Source organism: Serratia surfactantfaciens (assembly GCF_001642805.2).
Taxonomy (GTDB): Bacteria; Pseudomonadota; Gammaproteobacteria; order Enterobacterales; family Enterobacteriaceae; genus Serratia; species Serratia surfactantfaciens.
In genome coordinates this window covers 2,633,740-2,656,693 of sequence record NZ_CP016948.1, presented here as the reverse complement: position 1 = coordinate 2,656,693, position 22,954 = coordinate 2,633,740, and the positions used below count along the sequence as shown (strand labels likewise).

23 protein-coding genes, 3 tRNA genes and 1 riboswitch are annotated in these 22,954 nt (G+C 62.1%); of the genes, 14 read left to right on the top strand and 12 right to left on the bottom strand.

What is annotated here, in order from left to right; genetic code table 11:
- Positions 1–34 precede the first annotated feature (34 nt).
- Complete coding sequence (locus ATE40_RS12520; protein WP_019452488.1) at positions 35–670, bottom strand: flavodoxin family protein; 636 nt, start codon at positions 668–670, stop codon at positions 35–37.
- A gap of 115 nt (positions 671–785) precedes the next feature.
- Between ATE40_RS12520 and ATE40_RS12515 the strand changes: the two genes are divergently transcribed.
- The 3 genes from ATE40_RS12515 (at position 786) to ATE40_RS12505 (ending at position 2,763) form a co-directional block, all read left to right on the top strand.
- Positions 786–1,682, top strand: coding sequence for a LysR substrate-binding domain-containing protein (locus ATE40_RS12515; protein ID WP_063917900.1), 897 nt, complete (start codon positions 786–788; stop codon positions 1,680–1,682).
- A 69-nt stretch (positions 1,683–1,751) separates the two neighbouring features.
- A complete protein-coding gene (locus ATE40_RS12510; RefSeq protein WP_063917901.1) occupies positions 1,752–2,339 on the top strand; it encodes a nitroreductase family protein in 588 nt (195 codons plus the stop codon).
- Between the two features lie 130 nt (positions 2,340–2,469).
- A complete protein-coding gene (locus ATE40_RS12505; protein ID WP_063917902.1) occupies positions 2,470–2,763 on the top strand; it encodes a DUF2623 family protein in 294 nt (97 codons plus the stop codon).
- A 13-nt stretch (positions 2,764–2,776) separates the two neighbouring features.
- Here the strand turns inward: ATE40_RS12505 and ATE40_RS12500 are convergent, their stop codons facing one another.
- Positions 2,777–3,346, bottom strand: coding sequence for a helix-turn-helix domain-containing protein (locus tag ATE40_RS12500; protein WP_063917903.1), 570 nt, complete (start codon positions 3,344–3,346; stop codon positions 2,777–2,779).
- A gap of 38 nt (positions 3,347–3,384) precedes the next feature.
- Here ATE40_RS12500 and ATE40_RS12495 point away from each other — a divergent pair, with 38 nt between their 5' ends.
- Complete coding sequence (locus ATE40_RS12495) at positions 3,385–3,903, top strand: GNAT family N-acetyltransferase (RefSeq protein ID WP_063917904.1); 519 nt, start codon at positions 3,385–3,387, stop codon at positions 3,901–3,903.
- Between the two features lie 17 nt (positions 3,904–3,920).
- Positions 3,921–4,361: a DMT family transporter gene (locus ATE40_RS12490; RefSeq protein ID WP_063917905.1), complete on the top strand. Its 441-nt coding sequence runs from the start codon at positions 3,921–3,923 to the stop codon at positions 4,359–4,361.
- A 71-nt stretch (positions 4,362–4,432) separates the two neighbouring features.
- Here the strand turns inward: ATE40_RS12490 and ATE40_RS12485 are convergent, their stop codons facing one another.
- Both ATE40_RS12485 and ATE40_RS12480 read right to left on the bottom strand, forming a co-directional pair.
- Positions 4,433–5,296, bottom strand: a complete 864-nt coding sequence (locus tag ATE40_RS12485) for a hypothetical protein (RefSeq protein ID WP_244889041.1) — start codon at positions 5,294–5,296, stop codon at positions 4,433–4,435.
- Positions 5,297–5,595: 299 nt separating this feature from the next.
- Positions 5,596–5,671, bottom strand: a tRNA-Asn gene (locus ATE40_RS12480).
- A 338-nt stretch (positions 5,672–6,009) separates the two neighbouring features.
- On the opposite strand from ATE40_RS12480, the gene nac reads away from it, so the two are divergent.
- On the top strand, positions 6,010–6,933 hold the full coding sequence (gene nac / locus ATE40_RS12475; protein WP_019452497.1) for a nitrogen assimilation transcriptional regulator NAC: 924 nt from the start codon (positions 6,010–6,012) through the stop codon (positions 6,931–6,933).
- 36 nt (positions 6,934–6,969) lie between these two features.
- On the opposite strand, the gene ATE40_RS12470 is transcribed toward nac, so the two are convergent.
- Both ATE40_RS12470 and opgB read right to left on the bottom strand, forming a co-directional pair.
- Entirely contained in the window at positions 6,970–8,433 is a 1,464-nt protein-coding gene (locus ATE40_RS12470) for an AMP nucleosidase (protein WP_019452498.1), read from the bottom strand.
- Between the two features lie 137 nt (positions 8,434–8,570).
- Entirely contained in the window at positions 8,571–10,874 is a 2,304-nt protein-coding gene (gene opgB, locus ATE40_RS12465) for a phosphatidylglycerol--membrane-oligosaccharide glycerophosphotransferase (protein ID WP_063917907.1), read from the bottom strand.
- 284 nt (positions 10,875–11,158) lie between these two features.
- Here opgB and ATE40_RS12460 point away from each other — a divergent pair, with 284 nt between their 5' ends.
- Positions 11,159–11,899 carry a transporter substrate-binding domain-containing protein gene (locus tag ATE40_RS12460; RefSeq protein ID WP_063917908.1) on the top strand — a complete coding sequence of 247 codons (741 nt, stop codon included), beginning with the start codon at positions 11,159–11,161 and terminating at the stop codon, positions 11,897–11,899.
- On the opposite strand, the gene ATE40_RS12455 is transcribed toward ATE40_RS12460, so the two are convergent.
- The 4 genes from ATE40_RS12455 to tenA are packed head-to-tail and all read right to left on the bottom strand — an operon-like array spanning position 11,900 to position 15,055.
- Positions 11,900–12,835, bottom strand: a complete 936-nt coding sequence (locus ATE40_RS12455) for an ABC transporter substrate-binding protein (protein ID WP_063917909.1) — start codon at positions 12,833–12,835, stop codon at positions 11,900–11,902. It lies immediately after the preceding gene.
- Between the two features lie 35 nt (positions 12,836–12,870).
- Positions 12,871–13,638 (bottom strand): ABC transporter permease, encoded by a 768-nt coding sequence (locus tag ATE40_RS12450; RefSeq protein WP_063917910.1) that lies wholly within the window; start codon positions 13,636–13,638, stop codon positions 12,871–12,873.
- Positions 13,635–14,375: an ABC transporter ATP-binding protein gene (locus ATE40_RS12445; protein ID WP_019452503.1), complete on the bottom strand. Its 741-nt coding sequence runs from the start codon at positions 14,373–14,375 to the stop codon at positions 13,635–13,637. The genes ATE40_RS12450 and ATE40_RS12445 overlap by 4 nt, the downstream gene beginning before the upstream one ends.
- Positions 14,372–15,055: a thiaminase II gene (gene tenA / locus ATE40_RS12440; protein WP_019452504.1), complete on the bottom strand. Its 684-nt coding sequence runs from the start codon at positions 15,053–15,055 to the stop codon at positions 14,372–14,374. The genes ATE40_RS12445 and tenA overlap by 4 nt, the downstream gene beginning before the upstream one ends.
- Before the next feature lie 62 nt (positions 15,056–15,117).
- Positions 15,118–15,220, bottom strand: a riboswitch (TPP riboswitch).
- 149 nt (positions 15,221–15,369) lie between these two features.
- Here tenA and ATE40_RS12435 point away from each other — a divergent pair.
- From ATE40_RS12435 to gap, 4 genes are all read left to right on the top strand, one after another.
- A complete protein-coding gene (locus ATE40_RS12435) occupies positions 15,370–16,392 on the top strand; it encodes an LLM class flavin-dependent oxidoreductase (protein WP_063917911.1) in 1,023 nt (340 codons plus the stop codon).
- Positions 16,393–16,405: 13 nt separating this feature from the next.
- Positions 16,406–17,140, top strand: coding sequence for an SDR family NAD(P)-dependent oxidoreductase (locus ATE40_RS12430; protein WP_063917912.1), 735 nt, complete (start codon positions 16,406–16,408; stop codon positions 17,138–17,140).
- 126 nt (positions 17,141–17,266) lie between these two features.
- On the top strand, positions 17,267–18,241 hold the full coding sequence (locus ATE40_RS12425; RefSeq protein WP_025160319.1) for a GlxA family transcriptional regulator: 975 nt from the start codon (positions 17,267–17,269) through the stop codon (positions 18,239–18,241).
- A gap of 77 nt (positions 18,242–18,318) precedes the next feature.
- Positions 18,319–19,329 (top strand): type I glyceraldehyde-3-phosphate dehydrogenase, encoded by a 1,011-nt coding sequence (gap, locus tag ATE40_RS12420; RefSeq protein WP_063917913.1) that lies wholly within the window; start codon positions 18,319–18,321, stop codon positions 19,327–19,329.
- A 54-nt stretch (positions 19,330–19,383) separates the two neighbouring features.
- Here the strand turns inward: gap and ATE40_RS12415 are convergent.
- Together ATE40_RS12415 and mtfA are read right to left on the bottom strand one after the other, a co-directional pair.
- A tRNA-Asn gene (locus tag ATE40_RS12415) sits at positions 19,384–19,459 on the bottom strand.
- A gap of 111 nt (positions 19,460–19,570) precedes the next feature.
- Positions 19,571–20,359: a DgsA anti-repressor MtfA gene (gene mtfA, locus ATE40_RS12410; protein WP_063918634.1), complete on the bottom strand. Its 789-nt coding sequence runs from the start codon at positions 20,357–20,359 to the stop codon at positions 19,571–19,573.
- A 92-nt stretch (positions 20,360–20,451) separates the two neighbouring features.
- Here mtfA and ATE40_RS12405 point away from each other — a divergent pair.
- From ATE40_RS12405 to ATE40_RS12395, 3 genes are all read left to right on the top strand, one after another.
- Positions 20,452–20,541: transfer RNA gene (locus ATE40_RS12405), tRNA-Ser, on the top strand.
- Positions 20,542–20,981: 440 nt separating this feature from the next.
- Entirely contained in the window at positions 20,982–22,469 is a 1,488-nt protein-coding gene (locus ATE40_RS12400) for a UbiD family decarboxylase (RefSeq protein WP_063918633.1), read from the top strand.
- The gene (locus ATE40_RS12395) at positions 22,459–22,929 is read left to right on the top strand and encodes a MarR family winged helix-turn-helix transcriptional regulator (RefSeq protein WP_063918632.1); all 471 of its coding nucleotides are present in this window, start codon (positions 22,459–22,461) and stop codon (positions 22,927–22,929) included. Before ATE40_RS12400 ends, ATE40_RS12395 begins: the two co-directional genes overlap by 11 nt.
- Positions 22,930–22,954 lie beyond the last annotated feature (25 nt).

Below are 22,954 nucleotides of genomic sequence, written 5' to 3'. Positions count from 1 at the left end.
TGCTAACGTTATGCTTGCAATTGCTGCGCCGCGCCTACTCCTCCCAGACCTGCGTGCTGCGCGGGCTGTCCATCTGATAATCCGAGTAGGGGCGGGTGAAGATCTCGCGCCCCAGCGCGCGGGCGGCCTGCAGCGGGTTGCGCGGATCGCGGGCGATTTCGCCGCGTTGGTTGCCGGCGCCGTGCACCAGCCCGACGAATTCAGAGTGGGTGTAGCGGCTGAACTCCTGAAGTTGATGCACGATACCCAGCGCCGCGCCGGGGTAGGTCTCTTCCGATGCCACCGCCAGCCCAATGCGCTTGCCGCTCATGCGTTGATGCACCTCCGCCGCCTGAGGGTAGGCGTTGGAATAGAAACTGAACGAGCGATCGAAAAAGGCCTTGGTTTGTGCCGACATGCCGTACCAGTAAATCGGCGTGCAAAACACCGCGCCGTCGGCCGGCAGGAAGTGTTCCAGAAACAGCTCGGCGTAGCGATCGGCCGGCGCCGGCGTATGCCGCTCGTCGCTCAGAAAACCGCTCAGGTAATCATCGAGAAAATGCAGGCTGGCGGACGTGCCGGCTTCGGCGGCGCCCGCCACGATCGCCTGCGCCAGCGTGGCGCTGTTGCCATCGCGGCGCGGGCTGCCGACCAATACCACCAAACGCTTGGGTTGATGAGTTGTATTCATGTCATATTCCTTTTTGTTAAGCGATTTCAGCCTTACTTTAGAAACTAACGTTGGCAGACGACAAATGACGGCTTTTCTGCCAGGATGAATTCAATTCACCTGTAGGGGTTTCACCATGTTCGCCACGCTGCCCGTCAACGCACTGCGCACTTTTGAATCCGCCGCTCGTCTGCACAGCTTCAAGCTGGCGGCGGCCGAGCTGGCGGTAACGCCAACGGCGATTTCACACCAGATAAAAGCGCTGGAACAGCAGCTGGGATTTGCGCTGTTTCAGCGGCTGCCGCGCGGCGTGCAGCTGACGGCGAAAGGGGAAACGCTGTTTGCCGGAGTGCACGGCGCGCTGCTGGATGTCGCCGCCACGCTCGAGGGCCTGCGGCCGCAGCCCAGCAGCGGATCGCTGTGCGTCTCGGTGACGCACTCTTTCGCGGCGCTGTGGCTGGTGCCGCGCCTGGGCCGTTTCTACCAGGCGCATCCGCACTATCTGGTGCGCCTGGAGGCCTGCGCCGAGGTGATCGATCTGCAGCAGGACGCCAGCGTGGACGTGGCGGTGCGCTACAGCCGCGCGCATTATCCCGCGCTGCATCAGACGGCGCGCCTGGAGGAAAACTTTGGCGTCTATGCCGCGCCGGGGCTGGCCGCCGCTCCGCCGGAAAATCCGGTGCTGATCACCGTCAAGTGGGGGGATTCTGCGCTGTACGACAGCGGCTGGCATGACTGGTGCCGAGCCGCGGGCGTAGACTGGTGGCAGCGCCATGCGGCGATGCGCAGCTATCACGAGGAGCATTACGCCCTGCAGGCGGCGGTGGCCGGACAGGGGCTGGTGCTCGCCAGTTCGGTGATGGTGTCCGATATGGTGGACAACGGTCTGTTGGTGGCGTACCGGCCGGAGGTGAGCGTACCGGGCGCCGCGTACAGCGTGTTGTGCGCACCGGGGCGCGAACGGCATCCGCCGGTCAGTGCATTCCTCGCCTGGTTGCAGCAGGAACTGCCGCAGGGCAATGGCACGAAATAAAAGTTTTATCGTCCTAAGCTGTGGGAATATCAGCGAACTTTTGTTTTTACTTCACTGCGAGAACCTACCATGAGCCAGCCAAGAACTTCCGATTACCCGATTGATGCACAATTTATTGAACGCTGGTCGCCGCGTGCCATAGCCAACGACGCCATCGACGATCAGACGCTGCTCAGCTTCTTTGAAGCGGCGCGCTGGTCGCCTTCGGCCTACAACATTCAGCCGTGGCGCTTCGCCTACAGCAAGCACGGTTCCGACAGCTGGGAGAGCTATCTGGAGTTTCTGATCGACTTCAACCGCGGCTGGGCGCAGCACGCCTCGGCGCTGGTGGTGATCGTCTCCAAAACCACCAGCCTGAACGGCGAGCGGCTGGTGGACAATCCGACTCATGCGTTTGATACCGGCGCCGCCTGGGCCAACCTGGCGCATCAGGCGCACCTGAAAGGCTGGCTGACCCACTGCATGAGCGGCATCCACCACGATAAGATCAAAGCGGCGCTGCAGCTGCCGGACGACTATGCGGTGCACGCCATGGTGGCGATCGGCAAACCGGGCGACAAAGCTCGCCTGCCGGATTTTCTGCAGGAAAAAGAAACGCCGTCGGGTCGTCTGCCGCTCGGCAAGACCGTCAGCGAAGGGCTGAACTTCACGCTGTGATCGCTTGCGCTCGCCGAGGCCCGCCTGGCGGGCCTTTTTTATGCGGCGAGTAAAACTTTGGGAGTATATTCTCGCTCGCCTATTCGCTGTATATTTCTTTATATAGCGATTGCATGATGAGGAGGAAACCGTGGGGGATCATTTTGGCAAAGGGCTGTTGGCGGGGTTAAAGGCGGAGAATCTGCAGCCGGAGGCGGAGCTGTCGCGCTTTTGCTCCGACTACAAGCGCGGTTTCGTGCTCGGCTATGCGCACCATTTGGCGCAGCGCTGCGGCGACGAGAACCGGGCGGCGTTTGAGGCCGGGCAGCTCAGCCGCGCCTATGGCCTCGGCAGCGAGCCGATGAGCGAGTTCTTCTCTGGCGGCGATAACCGGCTGGCGGAGAAGTTTTTCCGCGCCGGCTATAACCGACCGATGCAAAGTTAACGCATGCAAGCCGTCAGGCGGCGCTCAGTACCGCCACCATATACACGCACGGTTGGTCGCTACGGTTTTCAAAGCGGCAGTCCGCCGGTGGGCCGAGCTCCAGGCAGTCTCCCTCGGCCATTTCGTGGCGCGCCTCACCCTCAACAAACAGCAGCTCACCGGATAACACCCAAATTAGCTGACGCTTGAACGCATACACCGAAGCCGGCATCGGGATCGCCGCGCCGGCCGGCAGTTCGATGCGCACCAGATCGAGCGGCAGATCGGTGCGCGGCGAAACGTGGCGCCGCACGTAGCCACTCTCCGGATCGACCCACATCGGTTGTTCTTCCCGGCGCAGCAGTCGGCCTTCCTGCGTTTCCGCCCGAGCGATCAGCTTGGACATGCTGAGACCGAACGCGCCCGCCAGTCTGCCCAGCAGCATCGCCGTCGGGCTGCTCTCGCCGCGTTCGATCTTATGAACCATCGCCCGCGATACGCCCGCCCGTTCGGCCAGATCGGACAGCGACCAGTGGCGCGCCTCGCGTTCAATGCGAATGCGCGCGCCGATCAGCTGATTTAGATTGTCTAATTTAATATTCATATCGTAGTATTATAGTGGACAATTGGCCGGGGTAAACCATGATTATACGAAATGCGACGCTCAACGACAGCGCGGCGATTGCCGCTATCTATAACGACGCGGTGTTGAACAGCACCGCCATCTGGAATGAACAAACCGTGGATGCGGCCAACCGCGCAACCTGGATCGGCGAACGCCAGGCGGCGGACTACCCGGTGCTGGTGGCGGTGAACGCCGCGGACGAGGCGATCGGCTATGCGTCGTTCGGTGACTGGCGCGCCTGGGACGGCTATCGGCATACCGTGGAACATTCGGTGTATGTCCATCAGGCGCATCGCGGAGAGGGGATTGGCAAAGCGTTGCTGCTGGCGCTGATCGCACGGGCGCGGGAGATCGGCAAGCACGTGATGGTGGCCGGCATTGAATCCGGCAACCAGGCCTCCATCAAACTGCATCTGGCGCAGGGATTCCATGAGGTGGGGCGTATGGAGCAGGTGGGCGCCAAATTCGGCCAATGGCTGGATCTGACCTTCCTGCAGCTGAAGCTGGACGAGCGGGCCACGCCGCCCGCGCGCTGATCCCGGGAGACAGAGCGATGAATATGCTGTTGCTGCTGGTGGCGGCGGGGATGGGGCTGGTGGTGCAGAATCTGCTGATGGTGCGCATTACCGAAAGCGTCTCGACCATCCTTATCACGCTGGTGATCAACTCCAGCGTCGGTTTGCTGCTGCTGATGGGGCTGCTGCTGGCCAAAAACGGTCTCGGCGCGGTGGCGGAAGTGACCGGCGCCGCCAGGTGGTGGATGCTGTTGCCGGGGCTGTTGGGATCGCTGTTCGTGTTCGCCGGCATTTTGGGTTACCAAAAGCTGGGGGCGGCGACCACCATCTCGATCCTGGTCGCCAGCCAGCTGTGCATGGGGCTGTTGGCCGATGCCTACCGCGCCGGTCCGGCGGCGCTGCGCGAGAATCTGCCGGCGTTGTTCGGCGCCTTGTTGCTGGTGGCGGGCGCTTATCTGGTGGCGAAACGCAGCTTTTGAGCGCGCCGTTTGCTGCCGCGCCTTGAGTGACGTTGCCTATTGTCGGGGGAGATTACTCCCCCGATAACAATCTAGTAAACATAGTCATACTTTATTTCTGCAACGTGGTTGTAGACGTTATCCCGGTTTTTCTTCACGTCTTTAATCAAAATTGAAATGTTTTGCTGAGCATTAATGCATCTTCCAAATTTATCCCAGCTTTTACAGGTGGTTGTGGTCGTTTCTGTGGTGAATGACTTCATCACTTCTTTGCTGGTTAACTCTCTATCGTCGTTATCATAAGTAAAATCTTCAGTTGTTGCTCCCGAGATCATTCTTGTTAAACGATTTTTAGCGTCATAACTATAAACGGTGTTGCTACTGTCATTTCCTAACGTGCTAACCCGGCTTGAACCGGAGAGCCTGCCTGCATCATCCGTTGAGAATGTGGTTATTGCCTTACCTGATTGATGATTTTTTCCAGCGGAAATATCGGATGTGTCCTCAGAGCGGATTATTTTGCCATTGAGGTCTGTCAGAAATGTCCCGCTCATTTTTTGTGTCATCAGTTCATGTTTGTCCGCTCCATTTTCAATCATTGACATCTTAAAAGTCATGTCGTAATCCCAGTTGTTATGATTTTTATCTATCGAACCCTGGAGTTGAGTTAGCAAAACGTTGTTATTAATCCGTGACTTGATGGTTTTACTGCTGCGTGAACTTAACAACGCGCCGCATTCATCGAACTCCATCTGCGTATCAGCCTTTATATAATCATCTTTGCTTTCTATATGCATGCTGACTTTTTTGGGAATCTTCCTGGCTGAGGCGTCTTGCGTCAATATCATGTTATTGAAAGCATTAATGGCGGTGAGATGTTCAGGGCAGATCTTTTCATTTGCATAGACATTACACGAATAAATAATCGGCAGGCATAAACACAATAATTTTTTCACAGCGAACACTCCATGTAATAACGCATTATCGGTCAATAATTATACCTAAGCCCGATATCTGGCTGCAACGTTCAACCCGTGATGCATGCAGGGAAGGTGGAAAAATACGGTTATGGCGAGAAATTATTGTCCGGGCCGAATATTCAGCACCGTCGGCTTAGGGTATTGGCGGATAAAACCATTCTACCCGCAGGTGAGGGTTTCGCGTTTTTTGTGGATGAGGTGAACCTGAGGCGGGAGGGCAGCGGTACAGATGCAAAAAGCCCGCTCGGGTTTCCCTGAGCGGGCTTCTCTAAATATGGCTCCTCTGACTGGACTCGAACCAGTGACATACGGATTAACAGTCCGCCGTTCTACCGACTGAACTACAGAGGAATCGTGTGAACGGGGCGAATAATAGCGGGGCGGTTGCGGCTTGTAAAGCCTGAAAGCGCCCGATGCGTTCGTTTGCTGCAAGATTGCCCAACCTGCTGCTTTTTCTCGCTTTTGTCGCTTATCCCGCGCGCAGTGCCGGCGGATTGCCCATTGTTTAAGACCGTTGCCTGCCGGTGGTGCAACGCATGCCCTGCGTTGTGGCGCGCGCTGCCCGGCGAACGGCCGTTTGCCGCCGCGTATCCCGCTTCTCGGGGCATTTACCGACTCTGGCCCGGATCTTGCTGCGATTGAATAACCGGATTTCGGCATTCTCAATTTAGCGGCTCGCTGGAGGCACTATGAATTTCAGACGTCTGAAGTACTTCGTGAAAATCGTCGATATTGGCAGCCTGACCCAGGCGGCGGAGGTGTTGCACATCGCCCAGCCGGCGCTCAGCCAGCAATTGGCAACGTTGGAAGGGGAGTTGAAGCAGCAGCTGCTGATCCGCACCAAGCGCGGTGTGCAGCCGACCGAGGCCGGCAATATTCTCTATGCCCACGCGCAGACCATTCTGCGCCAGTGCGAACAGGCGCAGAGCGCGGTCAACAGCGCCGGGCAGGCGATGAGCGGCCAGGTGTCTCTCGGGTTGGCGTCGGGCAGCACTGCGGCGCAGCTGGCGCTACCGCTGCTGCAGACCCTGCGCGATCAACAGCCGGGCATTCTGCTCAGCCTGCATGAAAACAGCGGCGCGGCGTTGGCCGGGCAGGTAGCCAATCAGACGCTGGATATGGCGATGATCTACGGCGCCAAAATGCCCGCCGGTCAGCACGCTATCGCGCTGATGCGGGAAGATCTCTATCTGGTGGCGACGCGTGCGGTGCCGCATCCCGGCAACAGCGTCGAGCTGCTGGACGTGGCGCGGCTGAACCTGTTTCTGCCGCGCGAGGGGGATGCGGTGCGCAACCAGCTGGAAGAGGCGATGGCGCTGCGCAAACTGGCGATCAACGTGGTGGGAGAGATTGAATCCTCGGGCGCGCTGAGCGCCGCGATCGCCAGCGGGTTGGGGGCGACCGTGCTGCCGGAATCGGTGGCGCGCGCGATGATCGGCCCGGCCAAGGCCTGGATGGCGCGCATCAATGCGCCGACGATGTCGGTGCCGCTGTCGCTGTGCATGTCGGGCCAACAGGCGCTGTCCGCCCCGGCATTGCTGGTGAAAGACCTGCTGTTGTCGATCGCCGGCGGCCGCAGCCAGGAGAAGCGCGCGCTGGCGCTGGTGCGTTGAGGAAAAAACGGCCCGCCGCAGCGGGCCTGTGCACCGTTAGCGGAACGGTGGTTCGTTGAAGGTGCGCAGCTTGCGCGAATGCAGGCGATCGCCCTCGGCGCGCAGCAGATCGATGGCGCAGATGCCAATCTGCAGGTGCTCGGAGATCGCCCCTTCGTAGAAGCGGTTGGCCTGGCCCGGCAGTTTGATCTCGCCGTGCAGCGGTTTGTCGGAGACGCACAGCAGTGTACCGTACGGCACCCGGAAGCGGTAACCCTGGGCGGCGATGGTGGCGCTCTCCATGTCGACCGCCACCGCGCGGCTGAGGTTGAAGCGGCGCGCCGAAGCGGAGTAGCGCAGCTCCCAGTTGCGGTCGTCGGTGGTGACCACGGTGCCGGTGCGCAGGCGCTGTTTGACCTCTTCGCCAGGCATGCCGCTGACCATTTTGGTGGCGTCATACAGGGCGCGCTGCACCTCGGCGATGCTCGGGATCGGGATATCCGGCGGCAGCACCGCGTCCAGCACGTGATCGTCGCGCAGATAGGCGTGGGCCAGCACATAGTCGCCGATCGCCTGGCTTTCGCGCAGGCCGCCGCAGTGGCCGATCATCAGCCAGGCGCTCGGGCGCAGCACCGCCAGGTGATCGCAGATGGTCTTGGCGTTGGACGGGCCGACGCCGATGTTGATCAGCGTGATGCCCTGACCGGTGCGTGAGATCAGGTGATAGGCCGGCATCTGGTTGTTTTTCCAGGCCAGGTCGGACACCGTCTGCTCGGGCGCGCTGGTTTCTGGCGTGATGTAGGCGCCGCCGGCGCTGGAGAGCGCGATATATGGGCTGGCCGGATCGGCGATCTGCGCGCAGGCCCAGCGCACGAACTCGTCCACATAGCGGGTGTAGTTGGTGAACAGCACGAACGGCTGGAAATGCTCCACCGGCGTGCCGGTGTAGTGCCGCAGGCGCGCCAGCGAGAAGTCCGCGCGCAGCGCATCGAAATGCGACAGTGGGAAATGATTGTCGGTGGCGTGGTACAGGCCGTCGGCGGTTTCGTCACCGATCTGCGCCAGCTCGGTGGTCGGGAAATGCTGGGCGATGCCGGCGCTCATTGAGCGGTCGAGCGCCAGGCTGGAGCCGTCGATGACATAAGGGAACGGGATCTCCTGCTGTGACGGCGCCACTTCGATATGGGCGGCGTAATCGTGTTCCAGCATCGCCAGCTGCTCGGCCAGATAGTGGCGGAACAGCTGCGGCCGGGTCACGGTTGTGCTGTAGCTGCCGGGATGGGTAAAGCGGCCGAAGGCGCGGGTTTTGCTCGGGCCGGATTGCTGCCCGTCCCAGCTGACGCGCAGCTCGGGGTACACGAACAGCCCGGCGGCGCGCGCCTGCGGATCCGGCAGCGTGCCGTGGCTGATAAAGTCGCTGACCGCCTGACGCAGCGCGTCTACCGCGGCGTCATACAGGGCTTCCAGTTGATCGAGTGCCTGATCGGCGCTGAGGCCGCTGCGAGGTGGGGCATAGCTCATACTTTCTCCTTGGATGTCCCGGCTCTGTGGCGGGGCTGCGGCGTTTCACCGTCACAGGTTAGCCGAAGAAAGGCGTAAAAGCTTGGTCGAAATGACGGGCGCGGCAAAGAAAATACCGCGCCCGCGGCGCAGGGGGATCAGGAAGCGGGGTCGGCCGCTTCGACCTTCAGCGACACCAGGCCGATGCCCAGTTTCTTCGGCGTGAAGCCGCCGCTGGCGCTCTCTTTCGGCTCGGTCGGCGCCGGCGGCGTAATGCTGATGTTTTGCGCGCCGCGCGGGTTATCGAAGCGCAGGGTGACGGTGCTGTCCTGTTCGCCGAGCGACACGAAACGCTCTTCGTCGCCGACGCGCACCGAAATCGGTTCGCCGACGTTGTTGCCGTAGGCGCGGGCGCGCAGCACCAGATCGAAGGTTTTAGGCAGCGGATCGACGTAATCGATGTTCACCGCCGGCGCCAGATTGGCGTCGGACCAGCGGCCCCATTCCTCGACGGCGGAGACGCCGGTGATGGCCTTCACCTGTTCCGGCATGCCGGGCAGCATGAACTCGATGGCGTCCGCCCGGTATTTCACCGCCGCGTCGTCCACCTGCAGGCGGGCGACGGCGTTTTGGTAGTCGGCGACGCTGTCCGCCGTCGGGGCACCAAAGTTTACCTTGCCGCGAAAGCGCTCGCCGCTGGCCTGCGCGATCTGCGGCGGCGAGGCCAGGATACCTGAGGCCACGCAGATGTCGGTGCTCAGCGCCAACTGCGGCGCCCAGACCCGGCCGATCTCGTAGCATTTATCGACCCAGACGAATTTCTCCCCCGCCCCCAGCCCGGCCAGCTGCTTGCGCAGCGGGGTGGAGAGATAGACGTTGAACATCGGTTCGATGCGGTTATCGCCCACCCGCAGGATGAACGGCACCTTATAGGTGACGCCGGAGAAGCTGAAGCTGCGCTGGCGTGTATCCACGCTGTAGTCGCTGATGCGGTTCGGCAGACCCCACTGGTTGATCACCGCTGGTTTCCAGCCGTTGATCTTCTCTTCGATGTTCAGGAACACCGTAGACAGCGACGGCGCCGACAGGCTGCTGCGGCCGAGGCCGATATAGTTGTCGCCGCCCATCACGTCCAGCACCGTGGCGCCGTTATCCAGCGTGCTGCGCTTTTCGTGGCGCTGCTCCGCCTGCGGCCGGGTGCCGTCGATGATGAAGAACAGGTTGCGGCGCTTCTGCTTGGTCAGAATGTCGTAGGCGGTGTTGTTCATCGCCAGGTGGTCGGAAGACACCACGATCACGGTATTGCTGAAGTACGGCGAGCGTTTGATCTTGTCGATCAGCGCGGCGATGTGCTGCTGACTGCAGGCCACCGCGCTCAGCGAGCGGTTGTCCTTATTCTGCCAGGCGTAACTTTGCTTGCTGCAGCCGGCGGAGATAAAACCGTCCGGGTGATGGGTGTCGACGGTCAGGGTAAACAGCGAGAACGGTTGGCGCTGTTCGGACAGTTCGACAAACTTGCCGTACACCACGTCCAGCACGGTGTCGTCGTACCAGCCCCAGTCGTTTTTATAGCTTGGATCGGCGACCCGATCGCGCAGCTCTTTGAAGCCGTAAACGTGATCGAAGCCGTGGGATTTCAGGAAGGTGTCTTTACCGGCGAACGCCAGCTCGGCGCCCTGGTAGAAATAGTTGCTGTAGCCGGCGGCCTTCAGCACGTCGCCCAGGCAGACGTTCTCCGGGTAGAAGGTGGAGACCGCGCTGGAGGCGTTACCGTCGAAGGGTGCGAACAGCGGAATGCCGCACTGCGAGGCGACCATGCCGGCGATGGTGTAACCGGTACCCGGCAGCTGCTGGGTGTTGCTGAAGTCGATGCTGTCGGCGCGCAGGGCATTCAGTTCGTCGGCCAAACCGGGAAACAGCTCGGTGTCGAAGTAGGTGCGCTCCAGGCTCTCGGCATAGATATACACCAGGTTCGGCCGCTTGCCCTGCACGGTCTTTTTCGGCGCCTTGTAGTAGGTGGTGAAATCGGCGGTATCGCCGACGATCTGGCTCTTGACCAGCAGCGAAATGTCCTGAAACGCCGGGGTGGTGCCGACCGAAAACAGCGCCAGCAGCACGGCGACGACGCTGTAGGCCACGCTGCTGCCTTTAGCCTTGCGACGCAGCAGGCTGCGGGCCAGCACGGCGAAAACTCCCCCCAGCGCCGCCAGCAGGCCGATAAACGGCAGCACGTATTTGCTGACGCCGGCGCCCTTGAGGCTACTGGTGACGGTGTAGATCACCGCATCGGTGATGCCGTCGCCGGTAAAGTAGTTGCTGGCGATCAGGATGACGTTCAGCACCAGATAGCTGCCGAGCAGCGTCAGCAAAATGGCGAACCACCAGCGGTTGGCGGCGGCCCGGGTGCGATAAATCAAAATCGACGCCAAAAAGAGAACAAACGAAACGACTGCTAAAACCATCCGCCAAACCCTGTCTGATTGGAAAAAACGTTGCTGCCCTGGTCTGCGCCGCCGGCCGTGCCGCGGCGCGAAAAGTGAAGGGTATAGCCTATTGCCGGCGGCGGAACAACGCGCGATCTCCCGCTACGGCCGACGAGCGGCGGCTATTGTACATTTTTATGACGATAGTGTGACGTTAATCACGCCAGCGGCGGCCACGGCGGCGAAAGCTTGCTGGTCGGAGGTTTCGCTCTACGCTTAATGAGCGCCACGACGGCGCGCCCATCAGCCATTCAGGAGGCAGTATGCAGACGATTTCCGCAGCGGTACTCGAGGATTTGGCCCCGCAAGGCGTGTTGCGCGCGGCGATCAACTACGGTAATCCGGTGCTGGCGCAGGCGGGGGCCGGCGGCAAACCGCAGGGGGCTTCGGTGGAGCTGGCCACCGCGCTGGCTCAGGAACTGGGCGTGACGCTCGAGCTGGTGACCTATGACGCGGCGGGCAAGGTGTTCGCCGATCTGGACAGCGGCGCCTGGAACCTGGCGTTTATGGCCATCGAGCCGGTGCGCGCGGCGCAGATTGCGTTCAGCGAACCCTACGTGATCATTGAGGGGACTTACCTGGTGGCGAACGACGCGCCTTACTTTGAGGTGGCGCAGCTCGACAGGCCGGAAGTGCGCATTGCGGTCGGCCAGGGGGCGGCGTATGACCTGTTTTTATCGCGCACGCTGCAGCAGGCGCAACTGGTGCGGGCGGCAACCTCTGCCGAGGCGATCGCGCTGTTTTTCGAACGGGGGCTGGAGGCGGCGGCCGGCGTGCGTCAGCCGCTGCTGGCCGCCGCGGCCGCCCATCCGGGCTACCGGGTGCTGGAGGGGCATTTCACCGCCATCCGTCAGGCGATGGCGGTGCCGCGGCAAAAAACGCAGGGCGCCGCCTATGTGAACGGCTTTATTGAACGCTGCAAGGCCAACGGGCTGGTGAAGGCGGCATTGCAGCGCAGCGGCCAGGGCGAGGTGACGGTGGCGCCGCCGGCCGCCTCGGCGTGATCAGTCCAGCTCCACCGCGTACTGTTCTACCGGGGTGATTTTCTTGATCAGCTTGTTGTCGAACAGGAACTGCTCGTAAGCCTGGTAGCGGGCGCGATCCAGCTTGGCCGGATCGCGCGCAAACAGCGGCAGGCTGGCTTGCCAGGCCTGCTTGTTCAGCTCGGTATTCAGCTCCGGGTGCGCCTTGGCAAACGCCAGCCAGGTGTCCTGCGGGTGCGCGTGCAGGTAGTCGCTGCCTTGTTTCAGCGCGGCGAGGAATTTGCCAATTTTCGGCTCGTTCACCGCATCGCGGTTGGCGACGATGATCAGCTCGTCGTAGGCCGGCACGCCGTAATCTTCGACGTTGAACACCACCGGTTCTTTACCCTGCAGCTTGAGCTCCAGCGCTTCGATGTTGCGGTAGCCGCCGATCACCGCATCGACCTGGCCCGCCAGCAGGGCGCTGGTCAGCTGGAAGTTGACGTTGATGAGCTTGATATCCTGCGGTTTGAGATGCTCGTGTTCAACCATGGTGGCCAGCGTCGCCTGTTCGATGCCGCTGACCGAGTAACCCACCGTTTTGCCCTTGAGATCCGCCGGCGAGGCGATGTTCTTGTCCAGCGCGATCACCGTATTCAGCGGCGTGTTGATCAGCGTGCCGACGCGCATCAGCGGCAGGCCCTGATCGGCGAAGAAGTGCAGCTGCGGCTGATAGGTGATGGCGAGATCGGCCTGTTTAGCGGCCACCAGCCGCGGCGGCAGCGCCGGATCGGACGGCGGCACGATCTTGACGTCCAGCCCTGCGGCCTTGAAGGCGCCGATCTGCTCGGCCACCATAATCGGCGCGTGATCGGGGTTGATGTACCAGTCGAGCACCAGCGTCAATTTCTCGGCCGCGCCGGCCTGGCCGGTGATGGCGGCGCCGAGCAACAGCCCGCAGAGGGTATGTTTAATCATGGTCGTTCCTTTATCCCTGGTTATGGTTGCAATCATCAGTCGTTTTCCGGCGCCCAGACGATCAGGCGCCGCAGCAGCGCATCCACCGCGGCCCACAGCAACACGGTCATCAGCACTAGAATAAACAGCGCGGCGAAGCAGACGTCGGTCTGCATGCGCGCGTTGGCGTTCAGCATCACGTAGCCCAGCCCTTCGGCCGAGCCGACCCATTCGCCGATGATGGCGCCGATCGGCGCGACCGCAGCGGCCATGCGCAGGCCGGAGCCGAAAGCCGGCAGCGCCGCCATCAGCCGCACGTGCCGCAGTTGCGCCCAGCGCGAAGCGCGCATCGTGCGTGCCAGATCGAGATAGTCGTTGTTGACTCGGCGCAGCCCGTCGAAGAAGGCCGACACCACCGGGAAGAAGATCACCAGCACCGCCATCGCCACCTTGGCGCTCATGCCGAAGCCGAACCACAGCACCAGCAGCGGGGCCAGGGCAAACACCGGTATCGCCTGGCTGGTGAGCACCAGCGGCATCAGCCAACGCTGCAGGCGCGGTGAGAAGATCATGCACAGCGCCAGCGCCGCACCGAGCAACACGCCCAGAACCAGCCCGCTGACGATCTCCGAAGCGGTGACCAGCGTGTGCCAGGCTAGGTAGCCGCGCCCGTCCCACAGCGCCTGCGCCACCGCGCCCGGTGTGGGCAGCAGAAAGGCCGGGATGCCGCTTTGCCCTGCCAGCCACCACAGCAGCAGCAGGCCGGCGAACACCGTCAGCCCGCGCCGCAGGCGGGTAAGCCCGCGTTCTTTGGCGATATTCATTGCGCCGCCCTCACCATCTGCTGCAGCAGCTCGGCCTGACTTTTCAGCAGGTCGGCGTCATCCGGCGCGCGCGGCGGCTGCCCTTTGATGCAGTGGCTATCGTCGAGACCGAGCGGCCAGGGCGACAGCACCAGCAGGCGGTGGCTCAGGCGGCAGGCCTCCATCGGATCGTGGGTGATCAGCAGCACGGTGTTTTGCGCCAGCAGCTCGGCGGCCAGGCTCTGGATCTCGGCGCGGGTGATGGCGTCCAGCGCGGAAAAGGGCTCGTCCATCAGTACGATCGGCTGGCGTTCGTAGAGCGTGCGGGCGATGGCGGCGCGCTGGCGCATGCCGCCGGACAGCGCGGCGGGCAGGCTGCGGCCATGCGCGGCCAGGCCTACGCGTTCAAGCAGGTGCGCCGCCCACGCCCGATCCGGCGCTTCGCCGCGCAGCCGCGAGCCGAGGGCGACGTTCTCCTCGATAGTCAGCCAGGGGTAGAGCAGGTCTTTCTGCCCCATGTAGGCGATGCGCCCGGCGATCGGCAGGCCGTCGCTGCCGCTCACCGTGCCTGAGCTGGCCTGCGCCAGCCCGGCGATGATCTTCAGCAAACTGGTTTTGCCGGCGCCGCTGGCGCCGAGCAGGGCGACGAAGCTGCCGCCGGCGATGTCGAAGCTCAGCCGGTCGAAGACGATTTGCTGACCAAAACGCAGGCTGAGATCCCGCACCTGGATGCCGGGCGGGAGAAGCGGGGAGGTCATGAGGCGTTCAGCCCCATTTGCCAAAATGCCGATTCCAGCTGGGTGGCGGTGGTGAAAATCTGCGCCAGCTCGGTGAGGCGGCTCTGCGCCCCGCGCTGATGGCCGACGGTCTCCAGCAGTTCGATGGCGGCGCGCACGCCGGCCAGATAGCCCTCGTCGCCGTAGTTGCGGATCCAGGAGGCGTAAGGATTCCCCTCCATTTTGGTGGCGGGATCGTGCAGCAGCCGCAGGCCGATTTCGGCATAGCCGGCCACGCAGGGCAGCAGGCCGGCCAGCAGATCGAGGGCGTCGCCGGCATGGCCGATATCCAGCACGTAGCGGGTGTAGTTCATGGTCTCCGCCGCTTCCGGCTGGGCGGCGATCTGCGCCTCGTTCAACCCCCATTCGGCGCAGTAGGCCACGTGCAGCGGCAGTTCGGCGACGATGCCGTTGAGCGAGGCGGTGGCGGCGCGCATCTCTGGCAGGGTGCGCAGCTTGCTGACCAGCAGCGCGTAGGCGCGGGCGAAGTGCAGCAGGAACAGATAGTCCTGGGTCAGGTAGCGACGAAAAGCGCGTTCGGGCAAGGTACCGGCGGCCAACTGCTGCAGAAACGGGTGATCGACGTAGTCCTGCCAGTGGCTGCCGGCTTGTTGCCGCAGCCGGCCGTAAAGACCGCTTTCGAACAGGGTGGTGATGGACATGGGACCTCCTTGAGTCAGTGGAGATCCGGGCACGCTGAGGTATGAACAGGCAACGGGTGATTGCGTTGTTGCCTAACCGTCCCTTCGCTGGCATGACCCAGATCAGGTTCAAAGGGTTCGGCTTACGCCATCTCAGCCCGTAACAGGACACCCCTCGGAGCTGCTTGTTATACGACATTTGTTTTTTGATTACAATCGTCGGGCGGCGGCGCGGCAATCGGTTCGTTTAGTGCGATCGGGGGCGATTTTGCTGGCGCAGAGCGCGCGGTTTTTGTCACTGTAGGCCTATGTTTTGCCTTTGAGGACGATTCCCGATGAAAAAGATTGGTTTTCTCTCGTTTGGCCACTGGTCGCCTTCCGCTCAGTCCGGCACCCGTTCAGCGGCGGATGCGCTGCTGCAGTCTATCGATCTGGCGGTCGCCGCCGAAGATCTGGGGGCGGACGGCGCCTATTTTCGTGTGCACCACTTCGCGCGCCAGCTGGGATCGCCATTCCCGTTGCTGGCCGCCATCGGCGCCAAAACCCAACGCATCGAGATCGGCACCGGCGTGATCGACATGCGCTATGAAAACCCGCTGTATATGGTGGAGGACGCCGGCGCGGCGGATCTGATCGCCGGCGGGCGTTTGCAGCTCGGCATCAGCCGCGGCTCGCCGGAGCAGGTGATCGACGGCTGGCGCTATTTCGGCTATGCCCCGGCCGAGGGGGAAACCGACGCGGACATGGCCCGCCGCCATACCGAAGTCTTTCTGGAAGCGCTGCGCGGCGAAGGGTTCGCTGAACCCAATCCGCAGCCGATGTTCCCCAATCCGCCCGGGCTGCTGCGGCCGGAGCCGTTTTCCGCCGGGCTGCGCGATCGCATCTGGTGGGGTGCCGGTTCGAACGCGACCGCCGTCTGGGCGGCGAAGCTGGGTATGAACCTGCAAAGCTCGACGCTCAAGAACGACGAGACCGGCGAACCCTTCCATATCCAGCAGGCCAAGCAGATCCGCGCCTATCGCGCCGCCTGGCAAGAGGCCGGCCATGCGCGCGAGCCGCGGGTTTCCGTGAGCCGCAGTATCTTTGCGCTGGTGGATCAGCGGGATCGCAATTACTTCGGCGGCGGTGGCAAAGAGGGCGATCAGCTGGGGTATATCGACGCGCAGACCCGGGCGATCTTCGGCCGCAGCTATGCTGCCGAGCCGGACGCGCTGATCGAGCAGCTGGCGCAGGACGAGGCCATCGCCGAAGCGGATACGCTGCTGCTGACCGTGCCTAACCAGCTGGGCGTGGATTACAACGCCCACGTTATCGAATCGATTTTAACCCATGTCGCGCCGGCGCTCGGCTGGCGCTAAACGGAGGACTGGCATGTCACGTATTTTCATTACCGGCTCGGTGGACGGGCTGGGCCGCGCCGCCGCGCAAACGCTGTTGGACGAAGGGCATCAGGTTATCCTGCATGCGCGCGCCCCCGGCCGTCTGGAGGCAGTGCGCGATCTGTTGGATCAGGGCGCGCAGGCGGTGATTGGCGACCTGTCCGAGGTGCAGCAGATCCGGCAGGTCGCCGAGCAGGTGAATCGCCTCGGCCGCCCGAATGCGGTGATCCACAACGCCGGCATGTTCACCGGGCCGCAGGTGATGCCGGTGAACGTGATAGCGCCCTATCTGCTGACGGCCCTGATCGAACGCCCCGATCGCATCGTCTACCTGAGCAGCAGCATGCACTTTGACGGCGTAGCGGAACTGAACGGCGTGGATTGGCTTGGCGGCGCAGCCGGCTCCTATTCGGACAGCAAGCTGTTCGTCACCGCGCTGGCCGCCGCCGTGGCGCGCCTGTGGCCCGACGTCATCAGCAGCGCAGTCGATCCCGGCTGGGTGCCGACCAAAATGGGCGGCGCGGACGCGCCCGACGATCTGGCGCTGGGACACGTGACGCAGGCGTGGCTGGTGAGCAGTGATGAGCCGCAGGCCCTGGTTTCCGGCGGTTATTGGCACCATCAGCAGCGGTTGGATCCTCATGCGGCGGTGCACGACGAGGCGTTTCAAACGGCGCTGCTGGCGCAGTTGGCGCGCGTGAGCGAGGTGAGTTTGCCTCAGGCCTGATGGCCGCGTTCTCCTGGCCCGTCGGTGGTTATCGGCGGGCTTTTTTATGCCCGCAGGGTGAACCGACGGGGCTTTTCTTATACAGTGGTTGCCTGGCCTGTTTTGATTGTTATTTATATTATCGCCATGCACACATTTCTGATTATCGTCCCCGAAGGGGGCATGCTGTTCGAAGCGGCGGGCATCGCCGATATTCTGATGCAGGCCAATCGCCTGAGCCCTGCCGAGGCGCCGCTGTATCAGATCGCGGTCGCCACCACGCAATCCCATCGGGTGGTACACGGCCTGTCCGGTCTGAGCCTGCTGGCCGATCATCGCCTGGCGGATCTCGACCCGGCCCTGCCGCGCGATACCGTCATCGTCGCCGGCAAAGGGGCGACCGAAGAAGAGGGCGCCCTGGTGGCGGATTGGCTGCGCCGCGCGGCCCCGCAAGCGCGCCGTATCGCCTCGGTCTGCGGCGGGGCTCTGCTGCTGGCCGAGGCCGGCTTGCTGGACGGACGACGGGCGACCACCCACTGGCGGCTGGCGGAAACGCTGCAGGCGCGCTTCCCGCAGGTGCAGGTCGAAAACGGCCCGATCTACGTGCAGGACGGGCCGATTTGGACCTCCGGCGGCGTCAGTTCCGGCTTCGATCTGACGCTGGCGTTGGTGGAGGACGACTACGGCTTCGTGCAGGCGCGCGAAGTGGCTCAGGATCTGGTGATGTTTCTGCGCCGCCCCGGCGGGCAGGCGCAGTTCAGCCGCTACCCGCTCAACCAGGCCAAATCGCCGGGCCCGATCCGCGACCTGCAGTCCTGGATCCTGGAGAACCTCGCCGACGATCTCAGCGTCGATCGGTTGGCCGAGCGCGTGGCGATGAGCCCGCGCAACTTTACCCGGGTGTTCACCCGCGAGACGGGCATTTCTCCCGCCAAATTCGTCGAAGAGGGGCGGTTGCATACCGCCAGGCAGCGCCTCGAGCAGAGTGCGGAAGGCATCGAACAGGTCGCCCTGGCCACCGGCTTCGGCAACGGCCTTAACCTGCGGCGCGTGTTTGAACGCAAACTGCAGTTGACCCCGAGCGAATACCGTGAGCGCTTCCATGCGCGCAATTTGGCGTAAATTGATTGGTAAACGTCATTTACGCCGCCTCGGGGCAGGGCTAGATTTGAGGCAAAGCCCAAAACGAGGAGATCATCATGGTGAGAGTAGGCATTAATGGCTTCGGCAGGATCGGACGCAACGTGCTGCGCGCGGCGCTGGGGCGCAGCGATTTCGAAGTGGTGGCGATCAACGATCTGACGGACAGCAAAACGCTGGCGCACCTGCTGAAATACGACACGCTTTCCGGCACGCTGGCGGCCAGGGTGGAAGCCGGCGACAACCAGCTGCTGCTGGACGGCCGGCCGATTCAGGTATTTTCGCAGCGCGATCCCGCCGAGATCCCTTGGAGCAGCGTGGGCGTGGACGTGGTTATCGAAGCGACGGGCTTCTTTACCGACAAGGCCAAAGCGGAAGTGCACATTACGCACGGCGGCGCCAAGCGGGTGATTATCTCGGCGCCGGCCAAGAACGACGACATTACCATCGTCATGGGCGTTAACGACTCGCTCTACGATCCGGCGCTGCATAAAGTGGTCAGCAACGGCAGCTGTACCACCAACGGGCTGGCGCCCGCCGCGCAGGTGTTGCATCAGGCGTTCGGTATCGAATACGGGCTGATGAACACCACTCATGCCTATACCAACAGCCAGGCGCTGCACGATCAGCCGGAAAAAGATCTGCGCGGCGCGCGGGCGGCGGCGGAATCGATCGTGCCTTATTCCAGCGGTGCGGCCAAGGCGCTCGGCAAGGTGATCCCGGATCTGGACGGCCGGTTGACCGGTTACTCGCTGCGGGTGCCGGTGCCGGTGGTTTCGATCGTCGATCTGACGGTGACGCTGAAACGCCCGGCGACGGTGGAGGAGATCAACGCCGCTTTCCGCGCGGCGGCGGCGTCCGGCCCGCTGCAAGGGATCCTGGGGTACAGCGATGAACCGCTGGTGTCGAGCGACTACCGGGGCGATGCGCGCTCATCGATTATCGATGGTTTGTCCACGCTGGTCATCGGCGGCAACCTGGTGAAAGTGCTCGCCTGGTATGACAACGAGTGGGGCTTCTCCAATCGGTTGGTCGATCTGGCGCTGCTGATGGAAAAACGCGGGCTGTAAACGTCCAATAGCAAAAAGCCCGCTTAAGTTTCCTTAAGCGGGCTTCTCTAAATATGGCTCCTCTGACTGGACTCGAACCAGTGACATACGGATTAACAGTCCGCCGTTCTACCGACTGAACTACAGAGGAATCGTGTGAACGGGGCGCATGATATCCAGCAGCCCCGGGTGTGTCAACGCTAAATTGCCTTGAGCGGTTCGACTGCTCGGTATCTGAGCAATGCGCCCGTCAATCAGCCCATTACGCGTCGTTTTCCGCCTGGCCGCGCAGCAGACGCGCCAGCGGATCCTGGCGGTAGAAGCGGCAAAAGTGCTGATACAGCGCCGGGAAACGTTCGGCCAGCAGCTCGGGGGCGCTGAAAAAATACTCCGACAGCACGGCAAAGCACTCGGCCGCATCGGTGGCGGCGTAGGCGTCCATGCTGGCGGCCTCTTCGCCGACCATGTCGATCTCGTCCTGCAGGCTTTCCATCGCGGCGTGCAGATCGTGTTCCCAGGCAGCCACCTCGCGCAGCGGGATCGGCGGCACGCCGGTGGCGACGCCGCCGTTGCGCATATCCAGCTTGTGCACCGCTTCGTGGATCACCAGGTTAAAACCGGAAAGATCGAAAGAGTCCTGCACGTCTTGCCAATTGAGCACGATCGGCCCCTGTTCCCAGCTTTGGCCAGACTGCACCACCGGCCCCGAGTGCACCAGGCCGATCTCGTCCTGCCATTCGTCTTCCACCACGAACGGGGTGGGGTAGAGCAGGATTTCGTTGAAGCCGTCGAGGCACTCCGCGCCGAGCTCCAGCACCGGCAAGGCGAACAGCAGGGCGATGCGCGCCTGCATTTGTGAAGTGAGCTGCAGCCCCTGCAGCGGTACGATGCGCTTTTGCTGCAAAATCTGCCCGGCGACGGCCACCAGCCGCTGCCGCTCCTGCTCATCCAGCGGCGAGAGCAGCGGGATCGCCAGCGCGTCTTGCCACTGGGCCTGAATGTCTGCCTGGGGTTGAGAGGGTTGAGTCGCTTTCCACGGCCATTTAATCATCAGGTTGCTCGTAAAGTCATCACTTGAACGTTCGGCTGCATGCTAGTGCTGTAAAAATGCCGCAAAAGCGGGCATGATAGCAAGCGTTGTCAGGAGAGATGCCGGAGCGGCTGAACGGACCAGTCTCGAAAACTGGAGTAGGGGCAACTCTACCGGGGGTTCAAATCCCCCTCTCTCCGCCACTTCCCCCCGCGTTATTACCCATCGATTCAAATTCCTTTTCATTTTCTTCTGTCTAATGCGCTGTAACCGTTCGATTTGCAACGTGTTTGCGTTGGTCGGCATCCCGTTTCGCATTATAACCCGTGCATTATCAACGAATAGCATTTTACGATTATGTTCTTCATTTTGTGAGCTATGTTGCGCTCAAATACGATGCGGCGCTTGAGACAAGAACGTGGCTGCGGCCTGTCAATCAGGCTGAGCGTATGAAACGGCTACGGTGATCATGCCTGCCGGCCAAAGCCAGTCTACTAACAGGTCCAATCTTGCCAAAATGGTGTTTATTTACACGCGATTTCTCGCGCGTTAATATGTGTGCACATGCACATAAATGATCAGTCTCCTGCCCGAAACGAGGGCGACAGAAGGGGCTGACCGCCTGGAGACTGGAGGACTTGACATGAGTTTGCTCGATTGCGCACTGGATTTTCGCCACTTCATTGAGGAGCTGCGTCGCCGAAAAGATTTGGTCGACGTGCATCAGGAAGTCTCCGCCGATCTGGAGATAGCGGCTGTCTGCCGCCGGGTTTACGAGCAACGGCTCTCGGCTCCGCTATTTCATCATGTGGCGGGCGCGATGCCGGGAGCCCGCATCCTCGGCGCGCCGGCCGGCATGCTCGCTTCGCCGGAATACGCCTATTCTCGTCTAGCCCTGCATTTCGGGCTGCCGCCGGAGAGCACTCCGCGGGATATCGTGGCGGCGATTCGCCGGGCGGTGAAGGCGGAACCGCTAGCCCCCGATTACTGCTCGACCGGGCCGGTGAAAGAGAATATTTGGCGAGGCGACGAGGTTGATCTGGAACGCTTCCCGGTACCGCTGCTGCATGAACGGGATGGCGGGCGCTACTTCGGCACTTACGGATTCCATGTCGTGCAATCCCCGGACGGGCAGTGGCACAGTTGGGGCGTCGGCAGGCTCATGATGCTCGATCGCAATCGTCTCACCGGCCCGGCAATCCCCACCCAACACATCGGCATGATCCGTGAAATGTGGCGCCGAGAGGGGAAACCTACGCCGTGGGCGATGGTGCTCGGGGCGCCGCCTGCCGCGGTGGCGGTGGCGGGGATGCCGTTGCCGGCCGGCGTCAGTGAGCCGGACTATGTCGGCGCGCTGCTCGGTAAAAGCGTCACGCTCACCCAAGCGGAAACCAACGATCTCTGGGTGCCGGCCAATGCGGAAATTGTGCTGGAAGGTGAAATCAGCCTGACGGAGACGGCGTTGGAAGGGCCGATGGGGGAGTATCACGGCTATCAACATCAGCAAGGCCACGAACAGCCGGTGTTCCATGTGCACGCGGTGACATTTCGCGATGACCCCATTTTGCCTATTTGCGTCGCAGGCACGCCGCCGGAGGAAAATCATACGATCTGGGGTACCATGATCTCGGCTCAGCTGCTGGAGACCCTGCAGAGCGCGGCATTGCCCGTCGACTTTGTCTGGTGTTCCTATGAGGCGGCAACCTGTTGGGCGGTGCTCTCCATCGATATTGAAAAACTGGCCGGCATGAAGACCAACGCTGCTGATTTTGCCGATAAGGTCGCGGAGATCGTCTTCGGTTCGCATGCGGGCTACCTGATCCCCAAACTGATTCTGGTCGGCAATGACATTGATATTGTCGATATCGATCAGGTGGTTTGGGCGCTGGCCACGCGTTCACATCCGGCGCGCGATCATTTTCTTTTCCCTGGCGTGCGCGAGTTCCCGATGGTGCCGTACCTGACGGAAGAGGACAAGGCGCTCGGCAGCGGCGGCAAAGCCATCATCAACTGTCTGTTCCCTGAGCAGTTCAGCGGAGTAACGCGTGCGGGCACGGCCTCTTTCAGACATGCTTATCCGGAACAGGTCAGGGCAAAAGTCGAAGCTAATTGGAAACAGTATGGATTCTGAAAAGAAAGGCGCACATAGTGGCCGACGGGGGATGGGATTGCCCAACGGCGCGCTTTATAAGATGACGGAAGTGGTGCGTCACCGTGAAAAACGGCTGTCTGCGTTACTGGCTTTACAAGGGCTCAGCCTCCATGAGTGGCGCGCGTTGCGCATTCTCTACAGCTTTCCGGGCGATGTGTCCATGAGCGATGTGATAGCGCATTCGCAGACCGATCGCACTGCGCTTGGACGCACGCTCACCCAACTGGTTAACCGGGGATGGGTTGCGCGTTTCCCCGATCCGGAAGATAAGCGGGCGGTATATCTGCGCGTGATGCCGGCGTCTCGCCCTATTTTTGACCAGGCGAGACAGCGGGTGGCGGATTATGACGCACGGCTGATGGCCTGTCTGGATGACGTCGGGCTCAGTGCCCTGGATGACGCACTGCAACGCATGATGCTGTTCATCGAGAGCGCGTAGTCCGTTCCGGCGAAGCCAGCGCCGT